The following is a 21950-nucleotide window of genomic DNA, read 5'->3' as shown; positions in this document are numbered from 1 at the left end:
GCCGTGCTGTCCGACAACATCAGCCGGATCGTGGAGGCCCGGGTCAACAACCCCGGCGCCATCGCGGCAGCCGCAGCGCGCCGTGTGAAGGCCACCTCGCTGTTCGGCGAGCACGGCAAGACGATGATCATCGCGGCGGACCATCCCGCACGGGGCGCCAACGGGGTCGGCGCTGATCCGACCGCCATGGCCGACCGTTTCGAACTGCTGGACCGACTGTGCGTCGCACTGGAACGGCCGGGCGTGACGGGCGTGTTGGCCACCGCCGACATCCTGGAGGACCTGCTCCTGCTCGGCGTGCTCGACGGCAAGAGCGTCTTCGGGTCCATGAACCGGGCGGGGCTTGCGGGTTCGGTCTTCGAGATCGACGACCGGTTCACCGGGTACGACGCCGAGACCATCGCCGCGATGGGCTTCGACGGCGGCAAGATGCTCACCCGTATCGCCCTCGACGACCCTGCCACCCCGGCCGCCCTCGCCGAAACCGCGCGCGCGGTCAATGAGCTCAATGACCGACAACTCATCGCCATGGTCGAGCCGTTCCTGTCCGTCTGGACGGACGGAAAGATCAGCAACGACCTGTCCACGGACGCCGTGGTCACGTCGGTCACCATCGCCTCGGGGCTGGGCCGCCATACCGCCTACACCTGGTTGAAGCTCCCGGTCGTCGAGAACATGGAGCGGGTACTGGCCTCCTCGACCCTGCCAGCCCTGCTGCTGGGCGGTGAGGTCAAGGACGCGGAAGCCGCCTTCGCGTCCTGGGGCAAGGCGCTGAAGCAGCCCACCGCGCAGGGCCTGGTCGTCGGCCGCTCCCTGCTCTACCCGTCCAACGGCGACGTGGCCGGTGCGGTCGACAAGGCGGTGAGTCTGCTGTGACCTCGCCGAGCAAGTACCACCTGCCGAAGGGGACTTCGGCCGACGGCCCATACGACCTCCTGGTCACGCCCGAGTCGGCGGGCTGGGGAAACTCCGGCCTCAGGATCCTGACCCTGAAGCCGGGCGAGGCGCACGCCCTGTCCACCGGAGACTCCGAGTTCCTGGTCCTGCCGATGACGGGCTCGTGCACCGTCACCACGGACGGCATGGCCTTCGAACTCGCCGGTCGGACAGGCGTGTTCGCCTCGGTCACCGACTTCGCGTACCTCCCCCGCGAGTCGGAGGCATTGATCAGCAGCGCGACCGGAGGTCGATTCGCGCTGCCGTCCGCCCGTACCGAGCGCGGTGGCCTCCCCGCTCGGTACGGGCGAGCCGAGGACGTACCCGTGGAGTTGCGAGGGGCGGGCGCGTGCTCGCGGCAGGTCAACAACTACTGCTTGCCGGGGACGTTCGAGGCGGAGCAGTTGCTGGTGTGTGAGGTTCTCACGCCGGGTGGCAACTGGTCGTCGTATCCGCCGCACAAGCACGACGAGGCACGGCCCGGCGTCGAGTCTCAGCTGGAGGAGATCTACTACTTCGAGGTCTGCGGCGAGAACGGCTTCGGCTACCAGCGGGTCTACGGCACCCCCGAGCGGCCCGTCGACGTGCTCGCCGAGGTGCGCTGCGGCGACACCGTTCTCATCCCGCACGGCTGGCACGGGCCCTCGATCGCCGCGCCCGGCTACGACCTCTACTACCTCAACGTCATGGCCGGCCCGGGACAGGACCGCGCCTGGCTGATCTGCGACGACCCCGACCGCCGCTGGGTGCGGTCCACCTGGGACTCCCAGGACGTCGACGACCGGCTGCCCTTCGAAGGAAACCACGACCGATGAACACCGTCCGACTTACGACCGCTCAGGCGCTGGTGCGCTTCCTTGCGAACCAGTACAGCGAGCGCGATGGCCAGGAACAGCGCCTCATCCCCGGGGTGTGGGGAATCTTCGGGCACGGCAACGTGGCCGGCATCGGGCAGGCGCTGCTGCAGGCCGCGGTGACCCAAGAGGCCGATCTGCCCTACTACTTGGCGCGTAACGAGCAGGGCATGGTCCACGCGTCGGTGGCGTACGCGAAGATGCGGGACCGGCTGGCCACCTTCGCCTGCACCGCCTCCACCGGACCCGGCTCGACCAACATGATCACCGGCGCGGCCCTCGCGACCACCAACCGGCTGCCGGTACTGCTGCTGCCCTCCGACATGTTCGCCACCCGCGCCGCCGACCCCGTCCTCCAGCAGCTGGAGGACACCAGGGGCGGGGACGTCACCGTCAACGACGCCTTCCGCGCCGTCTCCAAGTACTTCGACCGCATCCAGCGGCCCGAACAGCTCATCCCCGCCGCGCTGGCCGCGATGCGGGTACTGACCGACCCGGTCGAGACCGGCGCCGTCACCCTCGCCCTGCCCCAGGACGTGCAGGCGGAGGCCTACGACTGGCCGGTCTCCTTCTTCCGGCGCCGGGTGTGGCACGTGGGCCGGCCGGTGCCGGAACCCGCCGCCATCGAGCGGGCCGCGCGTCTGCTCCGGCACGCGAAGAAGCCGCTGATCGTGGCGGGCGGCGGCACCGTCTACTCCGGCGCCGAGACCGCCCTACGGGCCTTCGCCGAGGCGACCGGGATTCCGGTCGCGGACACCCACGCGGGCAAGGGCGCGGTGCCGTGGGACCACCCGTACGCGGTCGGCGGCATCGGATCGACGGGATCGCACGCGGCCAACGAGCTGGCGAAGGACGCCGACGTGGTGCTCGGGATCGGAACCCGGTACTCGGACTTCACCACCGCCAGCCACACCGTCTTCGCCAACCCGGACGTCGCCTTCGTCAACCTCAACGTCGCCCGTCTGGATGCCGTCAAGCACTCCGCGGAACCCGTGGTCGCGGATGCGAGGCTCGGTATCGAAGCGCTGGCGGGGGCGCTCACGGACTGGGAAGTGGACCAGGAGTACCGCGACCGCACCCGCCAACTGATCGCCCGTACAAGGGAGATCGAGGAGGAGTGCTTCGCACCCGACCGCAATACCGGCCCTCTGCCGGCGCAGACACAAGTCCTCGGTGCGCTCAATGACGTGCTCGACGACCGGGCCGTGGTCATCAACGCCGCCGGCTCCATGCCCGGCGACCTGCAACAGCTGTGGCGGGCCCGGGACCCGAAGGCCTACCACGTCGAGTACGCCTACTCCTGCATGGGCTACGAAGTCGCCGCCGGCGTCGGCACCAAAATGGCTGATCCATCGCGTGAGGTCGTCGTCCTGGTCGGGGACGGCTCCTACCTGATGATGGCCCAGGAGATCGTCACCATGGTCTCCGAAGGCCTCAAGGTCATCATCGTCCTGGTCCAGAACCACGGCTTCGCCTCCATCGGCGCCCTGTCCGAATCACTCGGCTCGCAGCGCTTCGGCACCAAGTACCGCTACCGCGACGGTGATTCGGGCCAGCTCGACGGTGCCGTCCTGCCCGTCGACCTCGCCGCCAACGCCTCATCGCTCGGCGCCGACGTCCTGCACGCCGCTTCCGTCGACGAGTTCCGTACGGCGATGGAGAAGGCCAAGGCCGCAACTCGCACCACCGTCGTCCACGTCGAGACCGACCTCTACGGCCCCAACCCACCCGGCCACGGCTGGTGGGACGTCCCCGTCAGCGAAGTCTCCGCCCTGGACACCACCCGCACCGCCCACGACACCTATGCCGCCCACAAGCAGACCCAGCGGCACTACCTGTAAGGAACCCGCTCCCGTGAACACCATTCCCCACTGGATCAACGGCTCCCCCACACCGGGCTCCGCCACCACCAGTCAGCCGGTCTTCAACCCGGCCACCGGGCAGGAGCAGGCTCAGGTCGTCCTCGGCGGCGCCGCCGACGTGGACACCGCCGTCGCCGCGGCCTCCAAGGCCTTCGAGACCTGGTCCGACTCGTCGCTCACCCAGCGCACCCAAGTCATGTTCGCTTTCCGGCAGTTGCTCGTGGAGCACGAGGAAGAGCTGGGCCGGATCATCTCCGCCGAGCACGGCAAGACCGTCGACGACGCCCGCGGGGAGATCACCCGGGGACGTGAAGTGGTCGAGTTCGCCTGCGGCCTCGGCGACGTGCTGAAGGGATCCTTCTCCGACCAGGTCTCCCGCGGCATCGACGTCCACAACTTCCGCCAGCCCCTCGGCGTCGTCGCCGGCATCACCCCCTTCAACTTCCCGGCGATGGTGCCGCTGTGGATGCACCCCATCGCCATCGCCACCGGCAACACCTTCATCCTCAAGCCGAGTGAGCGCGACCCGTCGGCGGCCAACTTCGTCGCCGAGCTGTACCGGCGCGCGGGCCTCCCGGACGGCGTGTTCAACGTCGTCCACGGCGGCAAGGACGCGGTGGACGCGATCCTCACCCACCCCGGCATCGAAGCCGTCTCCTTCGTCGGCTCCACCCCCATCGCCAAGTACGTCCACGAGCAGGCCACCTCCCACGGCAAGCGCGTCCAGGCCCTCGGCGGCGCCAAGAACCACGCCGTCGTCCTCCCCGACGCCGACCTCGAATTCGCCGCCAACCACATCACCGCCGGCGCCTACGGCTCCGCAGGCGAACGCTGCATGGCCGTCTCGGTGGCCGTGGCGGTGGGTGAAGCAGCCGACGGGCTGGTCGAGGTCCTCACCAGCAAGGCCCGCGAGATCACGGTCGGCCCCGGCAACGCACCCGGCACCGACATGGGCCCGCTCGTCACCAAGACCGCCCAGGAACGCGTCGAGAACGCCGTCGCGACCGCCGCCACCCAAGGCGCCACCGTCGTCGTCGACGGGCGTGGCCTCAAGGTCGACGGGCATGAGGAGGGCTTCTTCACCGGCCCGTCTCTGCTCGACCACGTCACCACCGAGATGGACGCCTACAAGGAGGAGCTGTTCGGCCCGGTGCTGGCCGTCATCCGCGCCGAGTCCCTCGACGAGGCGATCGACCTCATCAACGCCAACCCCTACGGCAACGGCACCGCCCTCTTCACCGCCTCCGGCGAGGCCGCCCGCCGATTCCAGCGCAACGTCAAGGTGGGCATGATCGGCGTCAATGTCCCGGTCCCGGTCCCGATGTCCTACTACTCCTTCGGCGGCTGGAAGGACTCCCTCATCGGCGACAACCCCATCCACGGCCCCGAAGGCATCCGCTTCTACACCCGCCCCAAGGTCGTCACCACCCGCTGGCCCCAGCAGGCCCAGCCCATCACCGCCGGCTTCAACTTCCCCACCTCCAACTGACCCCACCTCCTAAGGACACGTCATGACCTCGTCCAGCAAGCCGATCTCCGTCGCCGTGATCGGCGCGGGTATGGCCGGTCGCAGTCACGCCGCCGGTTACCGCAATGTCAACACGGTCTTCGGGGCCGGGCTGCCGCCGGTGCGGCTGGCCGCGATAGCCGATGCCAATGGTGTGCTCGGTGAGGACGCCGCCCGGCGTTATGGCTTCGAGAAGGCGCTGCCGAGTTGGGAGGCGGTTGCCGAGGACCCGTCGATCGACGCCGTCAGCATCGTCGTAGGAAATGCTCTGCACCGTCCGATCGCGGAAGCGCTGGTCGCCGCCGGCAAGCATGTGCTGTGTGAGAAGCCGCTGGCCGGGTCGCTCGAAGACGCCCGTGCGATGGCCGAGTTGGAGCGTTCCGCCGAGGTGGTGACCGCGGTCGGGTACACCTTCCGTCGTTCGCCCGGCATCGCCGCCATTCGTGGGCATGTGCAGCGGGGCGAGCTGGGGGACCTGACGCTCTTCAGCGGTCGCTACTGGTGTGACTACGCGACCGACCCCAACGGGCCGTTGAGCTGGCGGTTCAGGGGCGGTGCCGGTTCCGGTGCGCTCGGGGACGTCGGCTCGCACGTGATCGATGGCGCGGAGTATGTCGCCGGGCCCATCGTGTCGGTGTCCGGTGCCGCGCTGTCGACGCAGATCACCAAGCGGCCGCTGCCGCTGGGCGCGGTCGTCGGACACAACGCGGCTCCCGTGTCGGACGAGTTCGGTGAGGTCGAGAACGAGGACACCGCGTCCTTCACGGCTCGTTTCGAGTCGGGGCTCGTCGGCACGTTCTCGGTGACGCGCACCGGGTTCGGGCTGCCCAACGGGCTGTTCTTCGACGTGCTGGGCGTCGGCGGCCGGGCCGCGTTCGACCAGCACCGGCCCGCCGAGTACCTCTTCGACGACGCGCAGCCCGAGGCGCGTACGCGCGGCGCCCGGCAGGTCATCGCCGGTCCGCAGATGCCGTACTTCGCGGGCGGTGTCCCGATGGAAGCGCCAGGTGTGGGCGCCAGCAACGGCGACAACTTCACCTACCAGGCGCGGGCGTTCCTCGACCAGGTAGCGGGCGTCGCCGAGCCGCTGCCGGCCTGTGCCACCTTCGCCGACGCGCTGCGGACGATGGAGATCATCCGGGCCGTCGTCGAGTCCTCCGAGAACGGTGGCGCCGCCGTCACGGTTCCGCCCGTCGCCTGACCCCACTTATACAGAAGGACTACTCGTATGGCTCTCAAGCTCGGTGCCTACACCGCCTGTCTGCACGACCGTCCGCTGGCCGAGGCCCTCGACATACTCAAGGAGAACGGACTGACCTCGGTGGAGGTCAACACCGGCGGCTTCATCCCCTCCCCGCACTGCCCGGTGGATCTGCTGCTGTCCTCGGCCGTCGCGCGCGAGGAGTACCTGGCGGCCTTCGCCGACCGCGGGATGGAGCTGACCGGCCTCAACTGCAACGGCAACCCGCTCAACCCGCTTCCCGGGGTGGGCCCCAAGCACGCCGACGACCTGCGCCGCACCATCCGTCTCGCGGGTCTGCTCGGTATCAGGCACGTCGTCACCATGTCGGGTACGCCGGGCTCCGACCCGGACGCCAAGTACCCCTCCTGGGTCGTGAACCCGTGGGACGGCGTCTACATGGACGTCCTGGACTACCAGTGGGGCGTGGCCGTCGAGTTCTGGAAGGAGATCGACGCGCTGGCCCGGGAGAACGACGTCCGGGTCGCCATCGAGATGCACCCGCACAACCTCGTCTTCTCCCCGGTCACGCTGAAGCGGCTGGTCGACGCGGGAGGTCTGACGAACGTCGGCGCCGAGATGGATCCGTCCCACCTGATGTGGCAGGGCATGGACGTCATCGCCTCCGTCAAGTGGCTGGGTCCGTTGGTGTTCCACGCGGCCGCGAAGGACGCGACGCTCTGTCCGGGCGCCGATATCCGCGGTGTCCTGGACACGTCGTTCACGCGTGTGCCGGCCGATGCCGACGGCAAGGTGCCGACCGGTTACGGCTTCTGGTGCAACGCCTGGCCCGAGAACCCGGCGTGGAAGTTCGTCGCCGTCGGCCTCGGGAACGACGTCCCCTTCTGGACGGAGTTCCTGCGGGCCCTCGCCGAGATCGACCCGGACATGGCGGTGAACATCGAGCACGAGGACGCCGCCTACTCGCAGACCGAGGGACTGGCCCTGGCGGCGAAGAACCTGCACAGCGCCGCGTCGGCCCTCTGACCGACCGTAGGAACGTATGGGCCCCGAGGGGCCCATACGTGAGCGCGCTTCAGTCGCCCTTCGTCACCGCCGCGTCGAGGAGGGGGCCGAGTTCCCGGGCCACCGTCGTCAGGGCGCGGACGTCCCGTTCGGCCCGGGCGATGAGGAGGGCCCCTTCCAGACTGCTGATCATGAGCGTGGCCAGAGCCCCGGTCCGTGGCTCTGGTACGCCCATGTCGGCCAGCGCCTGCGCCACCGGTCCGGTCCAGGTGGCGAACGCGGCGGACGCGGCCTCCCGCGTGGACTCGGTGGACTCCGCGCAGTCGATCGTGGCGGCGGCGACGGGACAGCCGCCCGCGAAGCCGTCGGCCTCGTACTCGTCGGTCCACTGCCGCACCATCTCGGCGAACAGTGCGCTGGGCGTGGGCTCGTCCAGGGCTGCGAGGAAACGGGCGACGCGTTTGCCCGCGTACCGGCCCGCCCAGCCGACCGCCTCGTTGACCAGTTGTTCCTTGCCGCCCGGGAAGTAGTGCTGGAGCGAGCCGCGCGGCGCGCCGGCGTGGGCGGCGACCTCGCGCATACCGGTGGAGGCGACCCCGTCGCGCCGGATGAGCTGGGCCGCGCTGAAGACCATCCGCTCGCGCGGTCCTCGTTCGGACATCGTCGTCGGTCTCCCCTTCGTCGTGCGCTTCGACGCCCACCCTATGACCGCTGTCATAACGACGGCTACTATGACCGCTGTCATAACAGGATTCAGGGCGGCTCGGCTTCGGTGTGGGCCGGGAAAGGCGGAGCATCGTGTCCGTCGGTTTCGTCGGCCTCGGGCTCATGGGGCAGCCCATGGCGCTCAACCTCGTCCGCGCCGGGACTCCGCTCGTCGTCTGGAACCGCACGCCCGGACGTTGCGCACCCCTGCGCGCCGCGGGAGCGGAGGTCGCGGCGAGCGCGGCCGAGGTCTTCGACCGGGCGGAGACCGTGATCCTCATGCTGGCCGACGAGACCGCCATGGACGCGGTCCTGGGACGCGGCACCCCGGGCTTCGCCGCGCGCCTCGCCGGGCACACCGTGGTCCACATGGGCACCACCTCGGCCGACTACTCGAGCGGCCTGGAGGACGACGTCCGGGCCGCGGGCGGCCGCTATGTCGAGGCCCCGGTGTCCGGTTCCCGCGCCCCGGCCGAGCAGGGCGAGCTGGTCGGGATGCTGGCCGGTGACGACGACGCCGTGGCGGCCGCACGTCCCCTGCTGGCACCCGTGTGCCGGGAGACGTTCGAGTGCGGTGCGGTACCGGGCGCGCTGCTGATGAAGTTCTCGGTGAACCTGTTCCTGATCACCCTGGTCACCGGGCTCACCGAGGCGTTCCACTTCGCCGACCGGCACGGACTCGACCAGCGTCTGCTCCGGGACGTCCTGGACGCGGGCCCGATGGCCAGCGCCGTCTCCCGCGTGAAGGCACCCAAGCTGCTGGCCCGCGACTTCGCCGCCCAGGCGGCCGCCGCGGACGTGCTGAAGAACAACCTGCTGATCGCGGAGGCGGCCCGCAAGGCAGACATCGCCTCCCCGCTCCTCGACGTCTGCCACACCCTCTTCGGCGAGACGGTCGACCAGGGCCATGGCGGTGAGGACATGGTGGCCGTGGTGCACGCGCTCGAGACTCGCACCGCCCAGAATGCCCCGTGGAACCGGAGGGCCGGGCAGAAGCGTTGTGATGAGGGAGTGGAGGGCGGGCCCTGACTCTCCGCCGGAGCGAATGAGGACGACCCATGAGTGACAAGGCCCGGATCCTGTTCGAAGCCCTCGACCTCGACCAGAACGGGATCCTGACCCGGCAGGAGGTCATCATCGCCCTGCGGTCGAAGGGCCCGACGCTCGCCGCGTCCGGGACCCTGCCGCTCTGGGCCGTGGGGGACGTCGACGCCTCCTCCGCGCTGTTCGACGCCGCCGACCAGAACGGCGACTCCGTACTGACGCTGGAGGAGTTCGCGGCCGTGGTGGACCGTCGGTTCGGCTGGCGCTGACCCCGTCCTACGAAGCCGTGTGCGGCTTCACCAGACCGCTCTGGTAGGCGATGACGACGAGTTGCGCGCGGTCGCGGGCGTTCAGTTTGGTCATGGCCCGCTGGATGTGGCTGCGTACGGTCAGCGGGCCCAGGACGAGCCGTTCGGCGATCTCGGCATTGGATCTGCCGTAGGCGGCCAGGGCCGTGACCTCGCGTTCGCGGTCGGTCAGGGCTTTGACCGCGTCGGGGAGGGCGAGGAAACCGTCGGTGTCGGGGGTGGCCAGGAATCGGGTGACGAGGGCCCGGGTGGCAGCGGGCGACAGAAGTGAGTCACCGGCCGCCACGGTACGGATGCTCGACAACAGCTCCTCGGGGCGCGCCCCCTTGCCCAGGAAGCCGCTCGCTCCGGCGCGCAGGGCCTTGGCCACGTTCTCGTCGTTCTCGAACGTGGTGAGGATGAGGATGTGGGTGTCCGACAGCTCGGGCCGGGAGCAGATGGCGGCGGCGGCCGCGACCCCGTCGAGGTTCGGCATACGGATGTCCATGATGACCACGTCGGGCCGGTGCTCGGCGGTGAGGTCGACGGCTTCCTGACCGTCGGTGGCCTCCGCGACCACGGTCAGGTCCTCGACCGAGTCGATGAGGATGCGGAAGGTGGCCCGGAGCAGGGCCTGGTCGTCGGCGAGCAGGACACGGATGGTCATGTGGCGGGGCTCTCGTCGTGGCTGTGCGGCAGCGGGGCGTCGTGGGGGTCCGGCGGGGCACCGTGGTGGTGGAGCGGCAGGGTGCAGGCGACCTCGAAGCCGCCGTGCGGACGTCGGCCGGCGTGGAAGGTGCCGCCCGCGGCCGCCGCACGCTCGCGCATACCGAGCAGGCCGAAGCCGCCCCCGGCGGTGGCGGGGGCCACGGCGCGGTCCGGGGTGGTGTCGTTGATGACGGTCAGGGTCAAGTAGTGGGGTGTGTAGGCGAGTCGGACCTGAGCGGTGCGGGTGGCGGCGTGCTTGGTGACGTTGGTGAGCCCTTCCTGGACGATCCGGTAGGCCGTCAGGTCGAGTACGGACGGCAGCGGTCGCCGCTGTCCCTCGACGGTGACCGTCACCTCCAGGCCGACCATCGAGCAGGCGTCGACCAGGTCGGGCAGCCGGTCCAGTCCCGGCGCGGGAGTCAGGTCGGAGGCGTCGTTGTCCTGGCGCAACAGCCCTACGGCGGCCTTGAGTTCGCGCAGCGCGGCCGCGGTGGTCTCCGGCAGCTTCGCGATGATGTCGAGGGCCTGCTCCGGGTGCGTGCGCGCGAGGTGCGCCGCAGTGCCGGCCTGGGCGTCGGCCAGGGTCAGGTGGTGGGCGACCACGTCGTGCCGGCAGGCGCTGGTGGGCCTGACCTGCTCGTCCTACTCCCAGAACGGCCTGCTGGCCACCCAGACGAACTTCCGGCTGGGTGGCCTGCGGCTGGCCGAGATCACCGGGAACGAGCACGTCATCGAACGCACCCCGCGGACCTGTCGGGACCTCCCGAAGGACTCGGTCTTCGTCAGTCTGCTGACCGACGGCCAGGCGGTGTTCTTCCACGAGGGCGGCTGTCTCACCGTCCGGGCCGGCGACCTGGTCCTCTACGACACCCGCCGCTCGTACCTGTTCGGTTTCCCCACCGCCATGCGCCAGTCGCTGGTGGACATCCCCCGCGACGTTTTCGCCGAGCGGCGCGTCCCGGGCGACGTACCGGCACCCCTGCTCTTCCGGCAAGGTCTCACCCCGGTATCCGCGCTGGAGTCGGTGCTGGCCGAGTGGGCCACGGGGCGCGGGGACACCGATCCCGCGCACGCCGAGGCCACCGTGCTGGACCTCGTGCGCACTCTGGCGGCTCCCCGGCTGGGCGACGATCACGCCCTGCCCGCGTCGTCGTCCCGGCTGGCCATGGCCCTGGATCACATCGACCGGCATCTGTCCGACCCCCGGCTGAGCGCGGAAGCGGTCGCGGCGGCGATCGGGGTGTCCACCCGGCACCTCAGCCGCCTCTTCCGGCCGACCGGCGTCGGTCCCGCCCGTCACCTCCTCGACCGACGGCTGGCGAAGGCACACGAGCAGCTCGCCGACCCGGACTCCCGGCATCTCACGGTCGCCGAAGTCGCCCACCGTTGGTGCTTCGCCAGCCAGGCCCACTTCACCCGGGTCTTCCGCGACCGCTACGGCCGGACACCCGGCGAGATCCGCCCACCCCGCACGGACCTGGCCCGAGGTTCACTGCAGTCGGCAGGTCACCCGGTAGCGCCCTGACGGCAGTCGGTACGAGGCCACCCCGTCCGCGTGGCCGAGGAACCGCACGCCCGCCACTCGCGCCAACGGAGTCCGCCCCTCATGGACCGCGTCGGCGGACGCGGCCGGCAGGCGCAGGGTCGCCTCGCTGTTGGCGGGCACGACCGCGTCGTAGACCAGCGTCCGTCCCTCGTCGTCGACGCTCCACTCGCTTCTGATCTCGCCGTACGGGGACTCGTACGCCCCCGACACCCGTGTGATCCGGCCCGTCGGATCGATGTGGGGCTGGAGCAGGAAGCGCTTGAACCCGGGGCTGTCGGGGTCGCGGGCGATGCCGGCCATGTAGGCGTACATCCACTCCATGATCGCGCCGTAGGCGTAGTGGTTGAACGAGTTCATGCCGACCGGGCCGAACCCGTCCTCCTCGGAGTAGGAGTTCCCTACGGGGCGAGCCCCGAGATGCGCGCGAAGGTGCGCCGCGCGATCGACGAGCTGGGCTATCGCCCCCATGCGGGCGCCCGGGGCCTGCGCGGGCAGACCTACACGATCGGCGTGATGCTGCCCGACATCCGCAACCCGTTCTTCCCCGAGATCCTCGACGGCATCACCGCCTCGCTGGAGGACACCGAGTACCAGGTGTTCCTGGGTCCGGGATGCAACGGGGAGAAGGCGGAGGCCCGCGTCACCGAGGCGGTGATCGACCGCGGCATGGACGGCATCATCCTGGTCGCACCGGTGTCCTCACGTGACCATCTGGAGCGCGTCGGCACCGCGGTGCCGACCGTCGTCGTGGGCCGGCACGGATCCTCTCCGGCGTACGACACCGTGGCCGACGACGACGTCGAGGGCGCGGCCCTGATCGTCGCCCACTTCGCCGCTCTCGGGCATCGCCGGATCGCCCACATCGAACATCACGAGACCGACCCGACACGCCTCACCGAGATGCCCAACGCCCGGCGCGCGGACGGCTATCGCCAGGCGATGCGGGACCAGGGGCTGGAGGAGTGGATCGACGTCATCTCCACCAGCTACACCCAGGAGGGCGGCTACCGGGGCGCGCAGGAACTGCTGGCCCGTCCGGTCCGGCCCACGGCCATCTTCGCCGGTGCGGACATCGTGGCCATGGGTGTGCTGGAGGCGGTCGCCGAGGCCGGACTGTCCGTGCCCGGCGACCTCTCGGTGGCCGGCTACGACAACACCATGTTCGCCGCGTTCGGCCCGATCTCCCTCACCAGCGTCGACCAGGCCGGCCACGAGCTGGGCAGAAACGCCGTCCGTCTCCTCCTGGAACGGATCACCGACCGCGGCCGCCGCTCGGCCCAGGTCATCCTGTCCCCCACGCTCGTGGCGCGGCGGTCCACGGCGCGGCTGGTGGAGTAGGGCGTCAACGCCCCACCGTGCAGGTGGGGTTCACCTTTCGACCGAACCGGAACTCTCCGTCCTCCGACTGCCGGTGTGGCCCAGCGGCGTGGCGTCGATCAGCCTCTGCGTCGACGCGTGCTGGGCCGCATTCTGCCTGTCCATGACGCCGGGTGAGAGGTCCCGGGGTGAGCGCCGAATCCACCGGACTCCTTGGGTTGCGGCAGCCGTATGACCCCTGCGGACCGGAGCGGTTCGACGGTCCGGTCGCTCAGCTTGCCGAGTGACTCGTTCTCGTCGGCGAGCCCGGCCAGTTCAACACCCAACTCCTCGACACGGCCGACCACTTCATGCGTCACTCCGCACACCTCCTGGTGACTGATCCCTCGCACGGGCCGCACGTCGCCGGCGGCCGGACGGCCCCAGTGTCGGGGGGTGGAACCGGCGCCCGCTGCGTGCTTTCCGCTGACCGGGACTGGGTCGGCCTCAGCGCGTGACGCGGGGGCGCAGCGCGGCGGTGGAGCGGCCCTTGAGGGCGGAGAACCACACGCCGGCGCCGTAGGCAGGGTCGTCGAGGCGGCGGGCGACGCCGTGGCCGTTGGCGAAGAGGACTCTGCCCGCCCACAGGGACAAGGAGCGCGTCAGCTCCACCAGCACCGCGCGCAACGCCTCGTGTCCCATCGAGACGGTCCCCGGGAAGTCCGCGTGTTCGCCGCTCGCGCCGTAGGCGAGCGGCGGCGCCACCAGAGGCGGACCGGGGAGGAGGTCGGCCGTCCGGCGTGCGACGGCGTGGGCGACCGTGGTGTCGGTGTCGAACGGCAGGTGCGGGCCGTGTTGTTCGGTGGAGCCGACCGGGACCAGCACGAGCGCGCCGGTCGGCACGGCCGGCCAGACGCTGTCACCCAGGGCGCCACGCTCAGCCATGTTCAGCCGACCGTGGCGAGGTGTTCCCCGCCGCCCAGGGTCAGCGGAAAGCCGGGAGGCATGACCAGGTCCCCGGGTCCCAACTCGTGGACGGAGGAGTGCCCGAGGCCCAGCACGGCCGAGTCCAGCCCGCCGCGCAGGATGTCCAGCACGTTCTCGACACCGGCCTGTCCGTTCGCCGCACGATCCGGAACCGTTCGTACCGCAGCAGGCGCGAGGAGATGCCCAGCTCGCCCCCTCCGGCGACCGAGCGAAGCAGACCGGCCCGCCCCGCCGTCTACTCGGGCAGCCGCTCCAGCGCCGCCGAGATCCCGGACCGCTCCACCACGTCCATCAGCGCCTGTCCGATCACGGAGACGGGCTCGCGGGCCGGGAGCACCAGGCCGATCTGCTCGGAGCGGACGGGTCGGACCAGCGGGACGGCGTGCATCCCTGCGGGGACGCCGAAGACATGGAGCCAGGCGTACGGGACGATGCTCGCCCATTGTCCGGCCCTGACCTGGGCGAACAGGGAGGCGATCGAGTCGGTCTCCACGCGCGGGGTGACGGAGACGCCGACGGTCGCGAATACCGCGTCGAGGATCTGGCGGCCCTGCATCATCGGGTCCAGCAGGCACAGGGGGTACTGGGCCGCCTCCTCCCAGGAGATGTCCACGGGGCCGGTGTCGGGGGCGGACCGCTGGGTCAGAAGGACGTGGCGTTCCCGGTACAGCGGGACGAACTTGAAGTCGTGGTCCGCAACCGAGCTCTGGTAGGTCACGGCGGCGTCGAGTTCGTATGCGCGAAGCCGGTTCACGATGTCCTCGGCCCGCAGGTCGGCGAAGACCTGGACGGTCGCCAGCGGGTTGGCCGCGCAGAACGGCTGGGTCAGCAGCCCCACAGCCGTGGAGGCCGTGGGCACGGTCCCGATCCGCAGACGGCCGCTGAGTCCGGCCCGCAGTGCCTGGATCTCGTTCTCCATGGCGTCCCGGTCGGCGAGGATCCGCTGGGCCCACAGGACGACCCGCTCGCCCTCCGGGGTGAGCCCGTCGAACCGGCGTCCCCGCTGGACCAGAGGGATGCCGAGCTCCTCCTCCAGCTTCCGGATGCCCTCGGACAGGGCCGGCTGGGAGACATAGCAGGCCTGCGCCGCCTTGGCGAAGTGGCGGACCCGGGCGAGGGCGACGAGGTACTCGAGTTGTCGGAGCAGCACCCCTCAATGATCCACCGCGCGCGGTGGATCCGGGGCCCACGGCTGTGCCGGTGTGATCGGTGCGGCCTATCACGCGATAACAACTACCGCTTTGACCTGGACCGATGTGCTGACGAAGAGTGAGGGGCGAACAGCTGGCGAGAGGGCGTGGTGCTCGATGCGGGACATCGGCGAACCGGATGAGAGCGAGCTGTCGGTGACGGCTCCCAAGACCTGGGCCGCGGGCACTCCAGGAGTCGTGCACGCCCTGCAGTACGCGCTGGGCCAGACCTCGCCGAAACGCACCGCGCTCACCCTGCTCACCATCAACCAGGCCAAGGGCATCGACTGCCCCGGCTGTGCCTGGCCGGAGCCCGCGCCGGGCAAGCGGCACCTCAACGAGTACTGCGAGAACGGCGCCAAGCACATCAGTGACGAGGCCACGTCCCGGCGGGTGACCCCCGAGTTCTTCCAGCAGTACTCCGTCGACGAGCTGAGCCGTAAGTCGGACTACTGGCTCAACCAGCAGGGGCGGCTGACCGAGCCGATGGTGCTGCGCGAGGGCACGGACCACTACGCGCCCATCGGCTGGGACGAGGCACTGGAACTGCTCGCCCACGAGCTGCGCGCCCTGGACCACCCGGACGAGGCGCTGTTCTACACCTCCGGACGGCTGGCCAACGAGCCGGCGTTCCTGCTCCAGCTGTTCGCCCGGGCCTTCGGCACCAACAACCTGCCGGACTGCTCCAACATGTGCCACGAGTCCAGCGGCTCAGCGCTGAACGAGACCCTGGGCATCGGCAAGGGCAGCGTCACGCTCGACGACCTGTACAACGCCGACCTCGTCTTCGTCGTAGGACAGAACCCCGGCACCAACCATCCGCGGATGCTGTCCGCGCTGGAGGAGACCAAGCGCCGCGGTGGCAGTGTCGTCGCCGTCAATCCGCTGCCCGAGGCCGGGCTCATGCGCTTCAAGAACCCCCAGAAGGCGCGCGGCATCGTCGGCCGGGGCACGGCCATTGCCGACCAGTTCCTGCAGATCCGGCCCGGTGGCGACCTGGCCCTCTTCCAGGCGCTGAACCTGATGCTGATCGAGGCCGAGGACAAGGAGCCGGGCACCGTCCTGGACCGGGAGTTCATCGAGGCGCACACCACCGGCTACGAGGCCTTCGCCGAGCATCTGCGCGCCACGACGTCGTGGGACGAGGTCCTGGAGGCCACGGGGCTGAGCCAGGACGAGATCGAGCAGGTGCACGCACGGGTCCTGGAGAGCCGTGGCGTCATCGTCTGCTGGGCCATGGGCCTGACGCAGCACAAGCACGGTGTGCCCACCATCAGGGAGGTCGTCAACTTCCTTCTGCTGCGCGGCAACATCGGCCGCCCGGGCGCGGGGGTGTGCCCGGTCCGCGGGCACAGCAACGTGCAGGGCGACCGCACGATGGGCATCTGGGAGCGCATGCCCCAGTCGTTCCTGGACCGGCTGGGCGACGAGTTCCGCTTCACCGCGCCTACGGCGCACGGTCTGGACTCCGTCGACTCCATCCGGGCCATGCTCGACGGACGGGCCAAGGTCTTCCTCGGTGTCGCGGGCAACTTCGTGCGGGCCACGCCCGACAGCGACGTCACCGAGCGCGCCATGCGCAACTGCCGTCTGACCGCGCACATCTCGACGAAGCTCAACCGCTCCCACACGGTGTGCGGACGCACGGCGCTCATCCTGCCGACGCTCGGCCGCAGCGACCGGGACGTCCAGGCGGGCGGGGAGCAGTTCATGACGGTCGAGGACTCCATGAGCGAAGTCCACGCCACCCGCGGCCGGCTCGCCCCCGCGTCCGCGCGGCTGCTGAGCGAGGTCTCCATCATCAGCCGCCTCGCCCGCAAGGTCCTGGGCTCCGCACCGGAGATCCCCTGGGAGGACTTCGAGGCCGACTACGGCCTCGTCCGCGACCGCATCTCCCGAGTCGTCGAAGGCTTCGAGGACTTCGACGAGCGGGTACGGCGCCCCGGCGGTTTCCGGCTGCCCAACCCGGTCAACGACAAGGTGTTCCGGACGCCCAGCGGGAAGGCCGTCTTCAGTGTCAACGACTTCACGATGCTCCGGGCCCCGAAGGGCCATCTGATCCTGCAGACCCTGCGCTCGCACGACCAGTGGAACACCATTCCCTACGCGATGGACGACCGCTACCGGGGCATCAAGGGCGGCCGCCGCGTCGTCCTCGTGAACTCCGCCGACCTCGCCGACCTCGACATCCCGGACGGCAGTCTCGTCGATCTGGTCAGCGTCTGGTCCGACGGCTCGGAGCGCCGCGCGGACGCCTTCCGTGTCGTCGCCTACCCCACTCCCCAGGGTTCGGCCGCCGCGTACTACCCGGAGACCAATGTGCTGGTGCCGCTCGACAGCGTCGCGGACATCAGCAACACGCCGACGTCGAAGAGCGTGATCGTCCGGCTGGAACAGCGGTAGTCCCGTTCTGGCCACGGCTGTTCGACAACGTCACCCTCCGTCTGATCGGCAGCGACGACTTCCCACGACCGTGTCGACGCCGGGGGCCGCGGGCGCGTACTGGTCACGACCCCCGCTGAGCCGGGGCGGGTCAGCCGACAGGCGCGGTGCGGATCGCCGCGATGTCGAACTGGAGGCGGACCTTCTCGCTCACCATGGCGCCGCCCTCGGCCAGTTTGGAGTTGTAGTTCAGGCCCCATTCGGAGCGGTTGATGGTGGTGGTGCCGTCGAAACCGGCCCGCTGGTAGCCGAAGGGGTCGGTGACATGGCCTATGTAGGTGAGCTCCAGGCCCACGGGGCGGGTGGTGGCCTTGATGGTGAGGTCGCCGGTCATGCGGTAGACATCGTTGCCAACCATCTCCACGGCGGTGCTCGCGAAGCGCATGCGCGGGTGGTTCCGGGCGTCGAGGAAGTCACGGCCCACGAGGTGGGCGTCGCGCTGTTCCACGCCGGTGTCGACGCTGCCGGTCGACAGCACGATCTCCGCCTGTGAGCGGGATGGATCGCGGCCGTCGAAGTACAGGCGGCTCTGGTACTCCGGGAAGGCTCCGCGGACCGTGGTCACCATCGCGTGCCGTACGGAGAAGCCGATCCTGCTGTGGGCGGGGTCGATGACCCATTCGCCGGTCAGGGGCGCCAGCGCCGGGTCCGGGAGGAGCGCGGTGCCGGCAGCCGTTGACATGGTGGGGGGCTGGGGCGTGACGGTGCGCTCCGTGCGGCGGAACGAAGTGTCACGGCTGAACAATTTCATGATTCACCTAGTTACTGTACGGGAGTTGTCGCCGCAAGCCCTGATCAACGATGAACAAAAGCTCCACAAATTCCCCATGCCATCGTCGAGTTCACTCCTGGTCCGCTCCGACGAGGGTGCGGACCTCGAAGTCCTCGTAGCTTTCGGGCGATTGCGGACTGCTCAACACCGAGCCCAGCCAACCGAGGAGGAATCCGGCCGGAATGGAGACAATGCCGGGATTCTGCAGGGGAAACAGGGCGAAATCGGCGGACGGGTAGAGCGAGGAGGGAGTGGAGGAAACCACCGGCGAGAAGACCACGAGCAGGACGGAGCTCAACAGCCCGCCGCAGAGGCTGAGCAGGGCGCCCTGAGCCGTGAACCGCCGCCAGAACAGGGTGTAGACGAGTGTCGGCAAGAGGGCCGAGGCGGCGATCGCGAAGGCGAGGAACGCCAGTGTCGCCGTGTTCGCGCCCCAGGAGATCAGCGCGAGCAGCATGCCGAGGACACCGATGACGGCCGCCGCGAGACGGGCCACGGCCAGTTCCTCGGTCTCCTTCGCCCGGCCCTTGCGGATCACCTCGCCGTAGAGGTCGTGGGCGAGGGAGGAGGCCGCGGCCAGGGTGAGGCCCGCGGCGACGGCGAGGAGGGTGACGAAGGCCAGACAGGACAGCAGGGCGGTCAGGATGCCGCCGCCGAGGTCCTGGGCCAGCAGCAGGACGGCTGCGTCGCCCTTGCGGTCGGTCTGCGCGATGGTGTCGCGCCCCACGATGGCGGTGGCGCCCAGGCCGAGGATGCCCGCGGCCAGACAGACGAGGCTGACCAGGCCCATGGCCCACACCACCGAGGAGCGCAGAACGCTGACCTGCTTCGGGGCGAGGAGCCGCATCATCACGTGCGGAAGCGCGGCGAGGCCGAGCACGATGGCCAACTGGAGGCTGAAGAAGTCCAGTTTGCTGGTGGTGCTGCCGCCGTAGCGCAGCCCGGGTTCGAGGAACCGTTGGCCCTGACCGCTGTTGTCCGCGGCGGCGGCCAGCAGGGCGTCGAAGTTCCAGTCGAAGCGATGCAGCACCATCACGGCGGTCACGGTGACCCCGCAGATCAGCATCACGGCCTTGACGACCTGGATGAACGTGGCGCCGGGCATGCCGCCGATGGCGGCGTACACGATGACGATGGTGCCGATGACGACCACGCACAGGGTGCGGGTGGTGGCGCTGGGCTCGCCGGTGAACTGGGTCAGCAGCGCGACGCTGCCGACGAGTTGGGCGACCAGATAGAGGGTGGCGATGGCGAGGGTGCAGACGGCCAGGGCGAGGCGTACCGGTCGCTGCATGCGGGGCAGGCGGTACGCCAGGGTGTCGCCCAGGGTGAACCTGCCGGCGTTGCGCAGGGGTTCGGCGATGAGCAGCAGGACCATCATCCAGGCGACGGCGGTGCCGCACAGATACAGCAGTCCGTCGTAGCCGGTCAGGGCGACCAGCCCGGTGCTGCCCAGCAGGGTCGCGGCCGACAGGTAGTCGCCGCACATGGCCAGCCCGTTGCGCAGCGGCGACATCATGCGGTTGCCGAGGTAGAACTCGCTGATCTCGTCGCCCTGCGGTGCGGTCAGCAACGCGGTGAAGAGGGTGACCACGACCACGGACAGGAAGAGCACGAGCGTCAGTTGCAGGCTGAAGCGGTCCACGACCGCGGCGCCGGTCGTCACCATCGGCGGTGGTCCCCCTCACGGGGAGCGGCGCCCACTCGCGCCCGCGCTGCGGCCTCCTGGTGGCGGGCGAGTCTGCGCAGACCTCGGACGACGGGTGTGACGTGGGTGCGGTGGTGCACGAGGTAGCGCCACACGATGACGCCCATCAGCACGAACTGCCCGAGCCCCAGGGTAAGTCCCAGGGTGAGCTGGCCGCCGAGGGTGCGGTTCATCAGTGCGGGAACGAAGCTGGACAGCAGGACGTACATCAGGAATCCGCCGACGGCGCCGGCCGTGGCCCGCACTCCGAACTGCCGGTGGGCGCGGCGGAGTGTCCGGTAGGCGGGATCGTGCGCCACCGATGACCGCTCCGTGGATTCGTGGGGGGTTTCGGAGTACGGCGGCGGCGCGCCGAACGGCATGGAGTGCCGTGACACAATGCACCTTCTTCGCTGCTTTGCGCGGAGGCAGGCCAGAGCCACGCTCTGTGCGGACTTCGTGGGGGATTTGTGAATCAGAAATTCGCGTGATGCGAATTGCCACAACGGGGTCGGGACGGGGATTCTCGCAGCGCCCACGTTGAACTATCAACGGGACGAACAAGGCCGATTCCCGCCCTGACTCATTCACACGCTCCGGCGTCCGCGACGACTCCCGCGCAGCCTGCGGAAAGGGCTCTCCAGGGATCAGGTCTGAACCTTCTCTCGAGCCAGGTTGTCTCAAATGCAGCGCACAGCAAGGCAGTTGCCGAGGCCGCCGCACCAAGGACGGCACCAGGGAAGACCAAGATCCACCCAAGATCACGTCACGCTTTCCCCGCGCTTCGCCATGGTTTGGCAACGCGACGGACCGGTGCCGGACTCGGTCATACGTTCGTCGCCGTGAACTCTCAAGACACTCCCCACAGAGCCGGGCGCCGCGCACTCCTGCGCGCCGGGCTCACCGGTGCCGCGGCTCTCGGCGCCGGCCTCACGCTCGGCGCGACCCCCGCCTCGGCCACCCCCGGCACGCGTCCTCGACCCGGCACTCCCGACCAGGCGCTGCGGGAACTGGCGGCGGGCAATCTGCGCTGGCGCACCTACCGCGAGCGGCACCCCGACGAATCACCCGCCGTCCGTCAGGCCCTGGCGACGGGTCAGCATCCCTTCGCCCTCGTTCTCGGGTGCATCGACTCCCGGGTGCCCCCGGAGCTCGTCTTCGACCAGGGCCTCGGCGATCTGATGACGGTGCGCAGCGGCGGTGAGGTGCTGGACGAGGCCGTGCTCGGCAGTGTCGCGTACGGAGTCCTCGAACTCGACATACCGCTGGTGCTGGTCCTGGGGCACCAGTCCTGCGGCGCCGTGAAGGCCGCCGTCGAGACCGACATCTCCGGTGCGCAGCTGCCGGCCCACATCCAGTACCTGGCCGACCAGATACGACCGAACATAGACCGCACCAAGGACGGCGACGCCCGCGTCGACGCGACCATCGACGCCAACGTCCGGGCCGTCCGCTCCCGCATCGCCGAGGAGCCCGACCTCGCCGCGAAGGTGGCCGCCGGTGAACTGGCCGTCGTAGGGGCCCGGTACGAGCTCACGACCCAGCTCGTGCACCGCATCTCCTGAATCGGAGACGGGGGCGCCGCCGGTGAACTCACCGGCGGCGCCCCCGTCTTCGTGTATAGGCTGAGCACGCAGCTGGTTCGCCCTGTCCGCCAGGCAGGCGCGTCGTAAGAGGGAACCCGGTGGGAATCCGGGACTGCCCCGCAGCGGTGAGCGGGAACGACCGCCGTCACACGCACTGGACCCGGCAAGCGGGTCTGGGAAGCGACGGCCACTAGGTGCCTCGTACGTCACGAGGTGTGCCCGCGAGTCCGAAGACCTGCCACTGCCCGTGTACGACCGACTCGTACACGGAGATCCCGGTGACCTCGTGGGCGGGTCGGCGAACACTCAAGGCGGGCACGGCTTTTCGTGCCATC

General features: G+C 69.9%; 20 protein-coding genes, 2 pseudogenes and 1 riboswitch. Of the genes and pseudogenes, 12 read left to right on the top strand and 10 right to left on the bottom strand.

The features are described from left to right. The first annotated feature begins 3 nt into the window (after positions 1-3). From OHU89_RS44355 to OHU89_RS44330, 6 genes are read left to right on the top strand one after another with little or no spacing between them, the layout of a single operon-like run. Complete coding sequence (locus OHU89_RS44355) at positions 4-876, top strand: aldolase (RefSeq protein ID WP_405651209.1); 873 nt, start codon at positions 4-6, stop codon at positions 874-876. Continuing rightward, on the top strand, positions 873-1751 hold the full coding sequence (gene iolB / locus OHU89_RS44350) for a 5-deoxy-glucuronate isomerase (RefSeq protein ID WP_405651207.1): 879 nt from the start codon (positions 873-875) through the stop codon (positions 1749-1751). Before OHU89_RS44355 ends, iolB begins: the two co-directional genes overlap by 4 nt. Further along, a complete protein-coding gene (gene iolD / locus OHU89_RS44345) occupies positions 1748-3631 on the top strand; it encodes a 3D-(3,5/4)-trihydroxycyclohexane-1,2-dione acylhydrolase (decyclizing) (RefSeq protein WP_405651205.1) in 1884 nt (627 codons plus the stop codon). Before iolB ends, iolD begins: the two co-directional genes overlap by 4 nt. A gap of 13 nt (positions 3632-3644) precedes the next feature. After that, positions 3645-5141, top strand: coding sequence for a CoA-acylating methylmalonate-semialdehyde dehydrogenase (locus OHU89_RS44340; RefSeq protein ID WP_405651203.1), 1497 nt, complete (start codon positions 3645-3647; stop codon positions 5139-5141). A 22-nt stretch (positions 5142-5163) separates the two neighbouring features. Beyond that, complete coding sequence (locus OHU89_RS44335; RefSeq protein WP_405651201.1) at positions 5164-6360, top strand: Gfo/Idh/MocA family protein; 1197 nt, start codon at positions 5164-5166, stop codon at positions 6358-6360. Positions 6361-6387: 27 nt separating this feature from the next. Next, a complete protein-coding gene (locus OHU89_RS44330; RefSeq protein ID WP_405651198.1) occupies positions 6388-7386 on the top strand; it encodes a sugar phosphate isomerase/epimerase family protein in 999 nt (332 codons plus the stop codon). A gap of 49 nt (positions 7387-7435) precedes the next feature. Here the strand turns inward: OHU89_RS44330 and OHU89_RS44325 are convergent, their stop codons facing one another. After that, entirely contained in the window at positions 7436-8026 is a 591-nt protein-coding gene (locus OHU89_RS44325) for a TetR/AcrR family transcriptional regulator (protein ID WP_405651196.1), read from the bottom strand. 137 nt (positions 8027-8163) lie between these two features. Here OHU89_RS44325 and OHU89_RS44320 point away from each other — a divergent pair, with 137 nt between their 5' ends. Continuing rightward, the gene (locus OHU89_RS44320; RefSeq protein ID WP_405651194.1) at positions 8164-9099 is read left to right on the top strand and encodes an NAD(P)-dependent oxidoreductase; all 936 of its coding nucleotides are present in this window, start codon (positions 8164-8166) and stop codon (positions 9097-9099) included. Positions 9100-9128: 29 nt separating this feature from the next. After that, positions 9129-9383, top strand: a complete 255-nt coding sequence (locus tag OHU89_RS44315) for an EF-hand domain-containing protein (RefSeq protein WP_405651192.1) — start codon at positions 9129-9131, stop codon at positions 9381-9383. A 7-nt stretch (positions 9384-9390) separates the two neighbouring features. On the opposite strand, the gene OHU89_RS44310 is transcribed toward OHU89_RS44315, so the two are convergent. Together OHU89_RS44310 and OHU89_RS44305 are read right to left on the bottom strand one after the other, a co-directional pair. After that, positions 9391-10068 (bottom strand): response regulator, encoded by a 678-nt coding sequence (locus OHU89_RS44310; protein WP_405651190.1) that lies wholly within the window; start codon positions 10066-10068, stop codon positions 9391-9393. Beyond that, a pseudogene (locus tag OHU89_RS44305) lies at positions 10065-10718 on the bottom strand (sensor histidine kinase); the annotation flags it as partial. The gene OHU89_RS44310 and the pseudogene OHU89_RS44305, both read right to left, overlap by 4 nt. A 13-nt stretch (positions 10719-10731) precedes the next feature. Between OHU89_RS44305 and OHU89_RS44300 the strand changes: the two are divergent. Continuing rightward, positions 10732-11634, top strand: a complete 903-nt coding sequence (locus OHU89_RS44300; RefSeq protein ID WP_405651188.1) for a helix-turn-helix domain-containing protein — start codon at positions 10732-10734, stop codon at positions 11632-11634. On the opposite strand, the pseudogene OHU89_RS44295 reads toward OHU89_RS44300, so the two are convergent. After that, positions 11599-12051: pseudogene (locus OHU89_RS44295) on the bottom strand (alpha-L-rhamnosidase C-terminal domain-containing protein); the annotation flags it as partial. The gene OHU89_RS44300 and the pseudogene OHU89_RS44295 overlap by 36 nt on opposite strands. A 21-nt stretch (positions 12052-12072) precedes the next feature. Between OHU89_RS44295 and OHU89_RS44290 the strand changes: the two are divergent. Continuing rightward, positions 12073-12993, top strand: coding sequence for a LacI family DNA-binding transcriptional regulator (locus OHU89_RS44290; protein WP_405651186.1), 921 nt, complete (start codon positions 12073-12075; stop codon positions 12991-12993). A gap of 465 nt (positions 12994-13458) precedes the next feature. Here OHU89_RS44290 and OHU89_RS44285 read toward each other — a convergent pair whose 3' ends face one another. From OHU89_RS44285 to OHU89_RS44275, 3 genes are all read right to left on the bottom strand, one after another. Next, complete coding sequence (locus OHU89_RS44285; protein WP_405651184.1) at positions 13459-13896, bottom strand: creatininase family protein; 438 nt, start codon at positions 13894-13896, stop codon at positions 13459-13461. A 2-nt stretch (positions 13897-13898) separates the two neighbouring features. Next, positions 13899-14048 (bottom strand): hypothetical protein, encoded by a 150-nt coding sequence (locus OHU89_RS44280; RefSeq protein ID WP_405651182.1) that lies wholly within the window; start codon positions 14046-14048, stop codon positions 13899-13901. A 125-nt stretch (positions 14049-14173) separates the two neighbouring features. Next, the gene (locus tag OHU89_RS44275) at positions 14174-15088 is read right to left on the bottom strand and encodes a LysR family transcriptional regulator (RefSeq protein WP_405651180.1); all 915 of its coding nucleotides are present in this window, start codon (positions 15086-15088) and stop codon (positions 14174-14176) included. A gap of 157 nt (positions 15089-15245) precedes the next feature. Between OHU89_RS44275 and OHU89_RS44270 the strand changes: the two genes are divergently transcribed. Further along, on the top strand, positions 15246-17531 hold the full coding sequence (locus OHU89_RS44270; RefSeq protein WP_405651178.1) for an FdhF/YdeP family oxidoreductase: 2286 nt from the start codon (positions 15246-15248) through the stop codon (positions 17529-17531). Between the two features lie 130 nt (positions 17532-17661). Here OHU89_RS44270 and OHU89_RS44265 read toward each other — a convergent pair whose 3' ends face one another. From OHU89_RS44265 to OHU89_RS44255, 3 genes are all read right to left on the bottom strand, one after another. Beyond that, positions 17662-18321, bottom strand: coding sequence for a YceI family protein (locus OHU89_RS44265; protein WP_405651176.1), 660 nt, complete (start codon positions 18319-18321; stop codon positions 17662-17664). Positions 18322-18412: 91 nt separating this feature from the next. After that, positions 18413-20011, bottom strand: a complete 1599-nt coding sequence (locus OHU89_RS44260) for a cation acetate symporter (RefSeq protein WP_405651174.1) — start codon at positions 20009-20011, stop codon at positions 18413-18415. Continuing rightward, positions 20005-20349 (bottom strand): DUF485 domain-containing protein, encoded by a 345-nt coding sequence (locus tag OHU89_RS44255; RefSeq protein ID WP_405651172.1) that lies wholly within the window; start codon positions 20347-20349, stop codon positions 20005-20007. Before OHU89_RS44255 ends, OHU89_RS44260 begins: the two co-directional genes overlap by 7 nt. Positions 20350-20871: 522 nt before the next feature. Here OHU89_RS44255 and OHU89_RS44250 point away from each other — a divergent pair. Beyond that, positions 20872-21594 carry a carbonic anhydrase gene (locus tag OHU89_RS44250; protein WP_405651170.1) on the top strand — a complete coding sequence of 241 codons (723 nt, stop codon included), beginning with the start codon at positions 20872-20874 and terminating at the stop codon, positions 21592-21594. Between the two features lie 56 nt (positions 21595-21650). Beyond that, a riboswitch (cobalamin riboswitch) is annotated at positions 21651-21873 on the top strand. Positions 21874-21950: the final 77 nt, after the last annotated feature.

The organism is Streptomyces sp. NBC_00019 (assembly GCF_045041015.1).
In the GTDB taxonomy this organism is placed as follows: Bacteria; Actinomycetota; Actinomycetes; order Streptomycetales; family Streptomycetaceae; genus Streptomyces.
The sequence above is the reverse complement of the archived record's forward strand: the minus strand, read 5'-3'. Positions and strand labels throughout refer to the sequence as shown.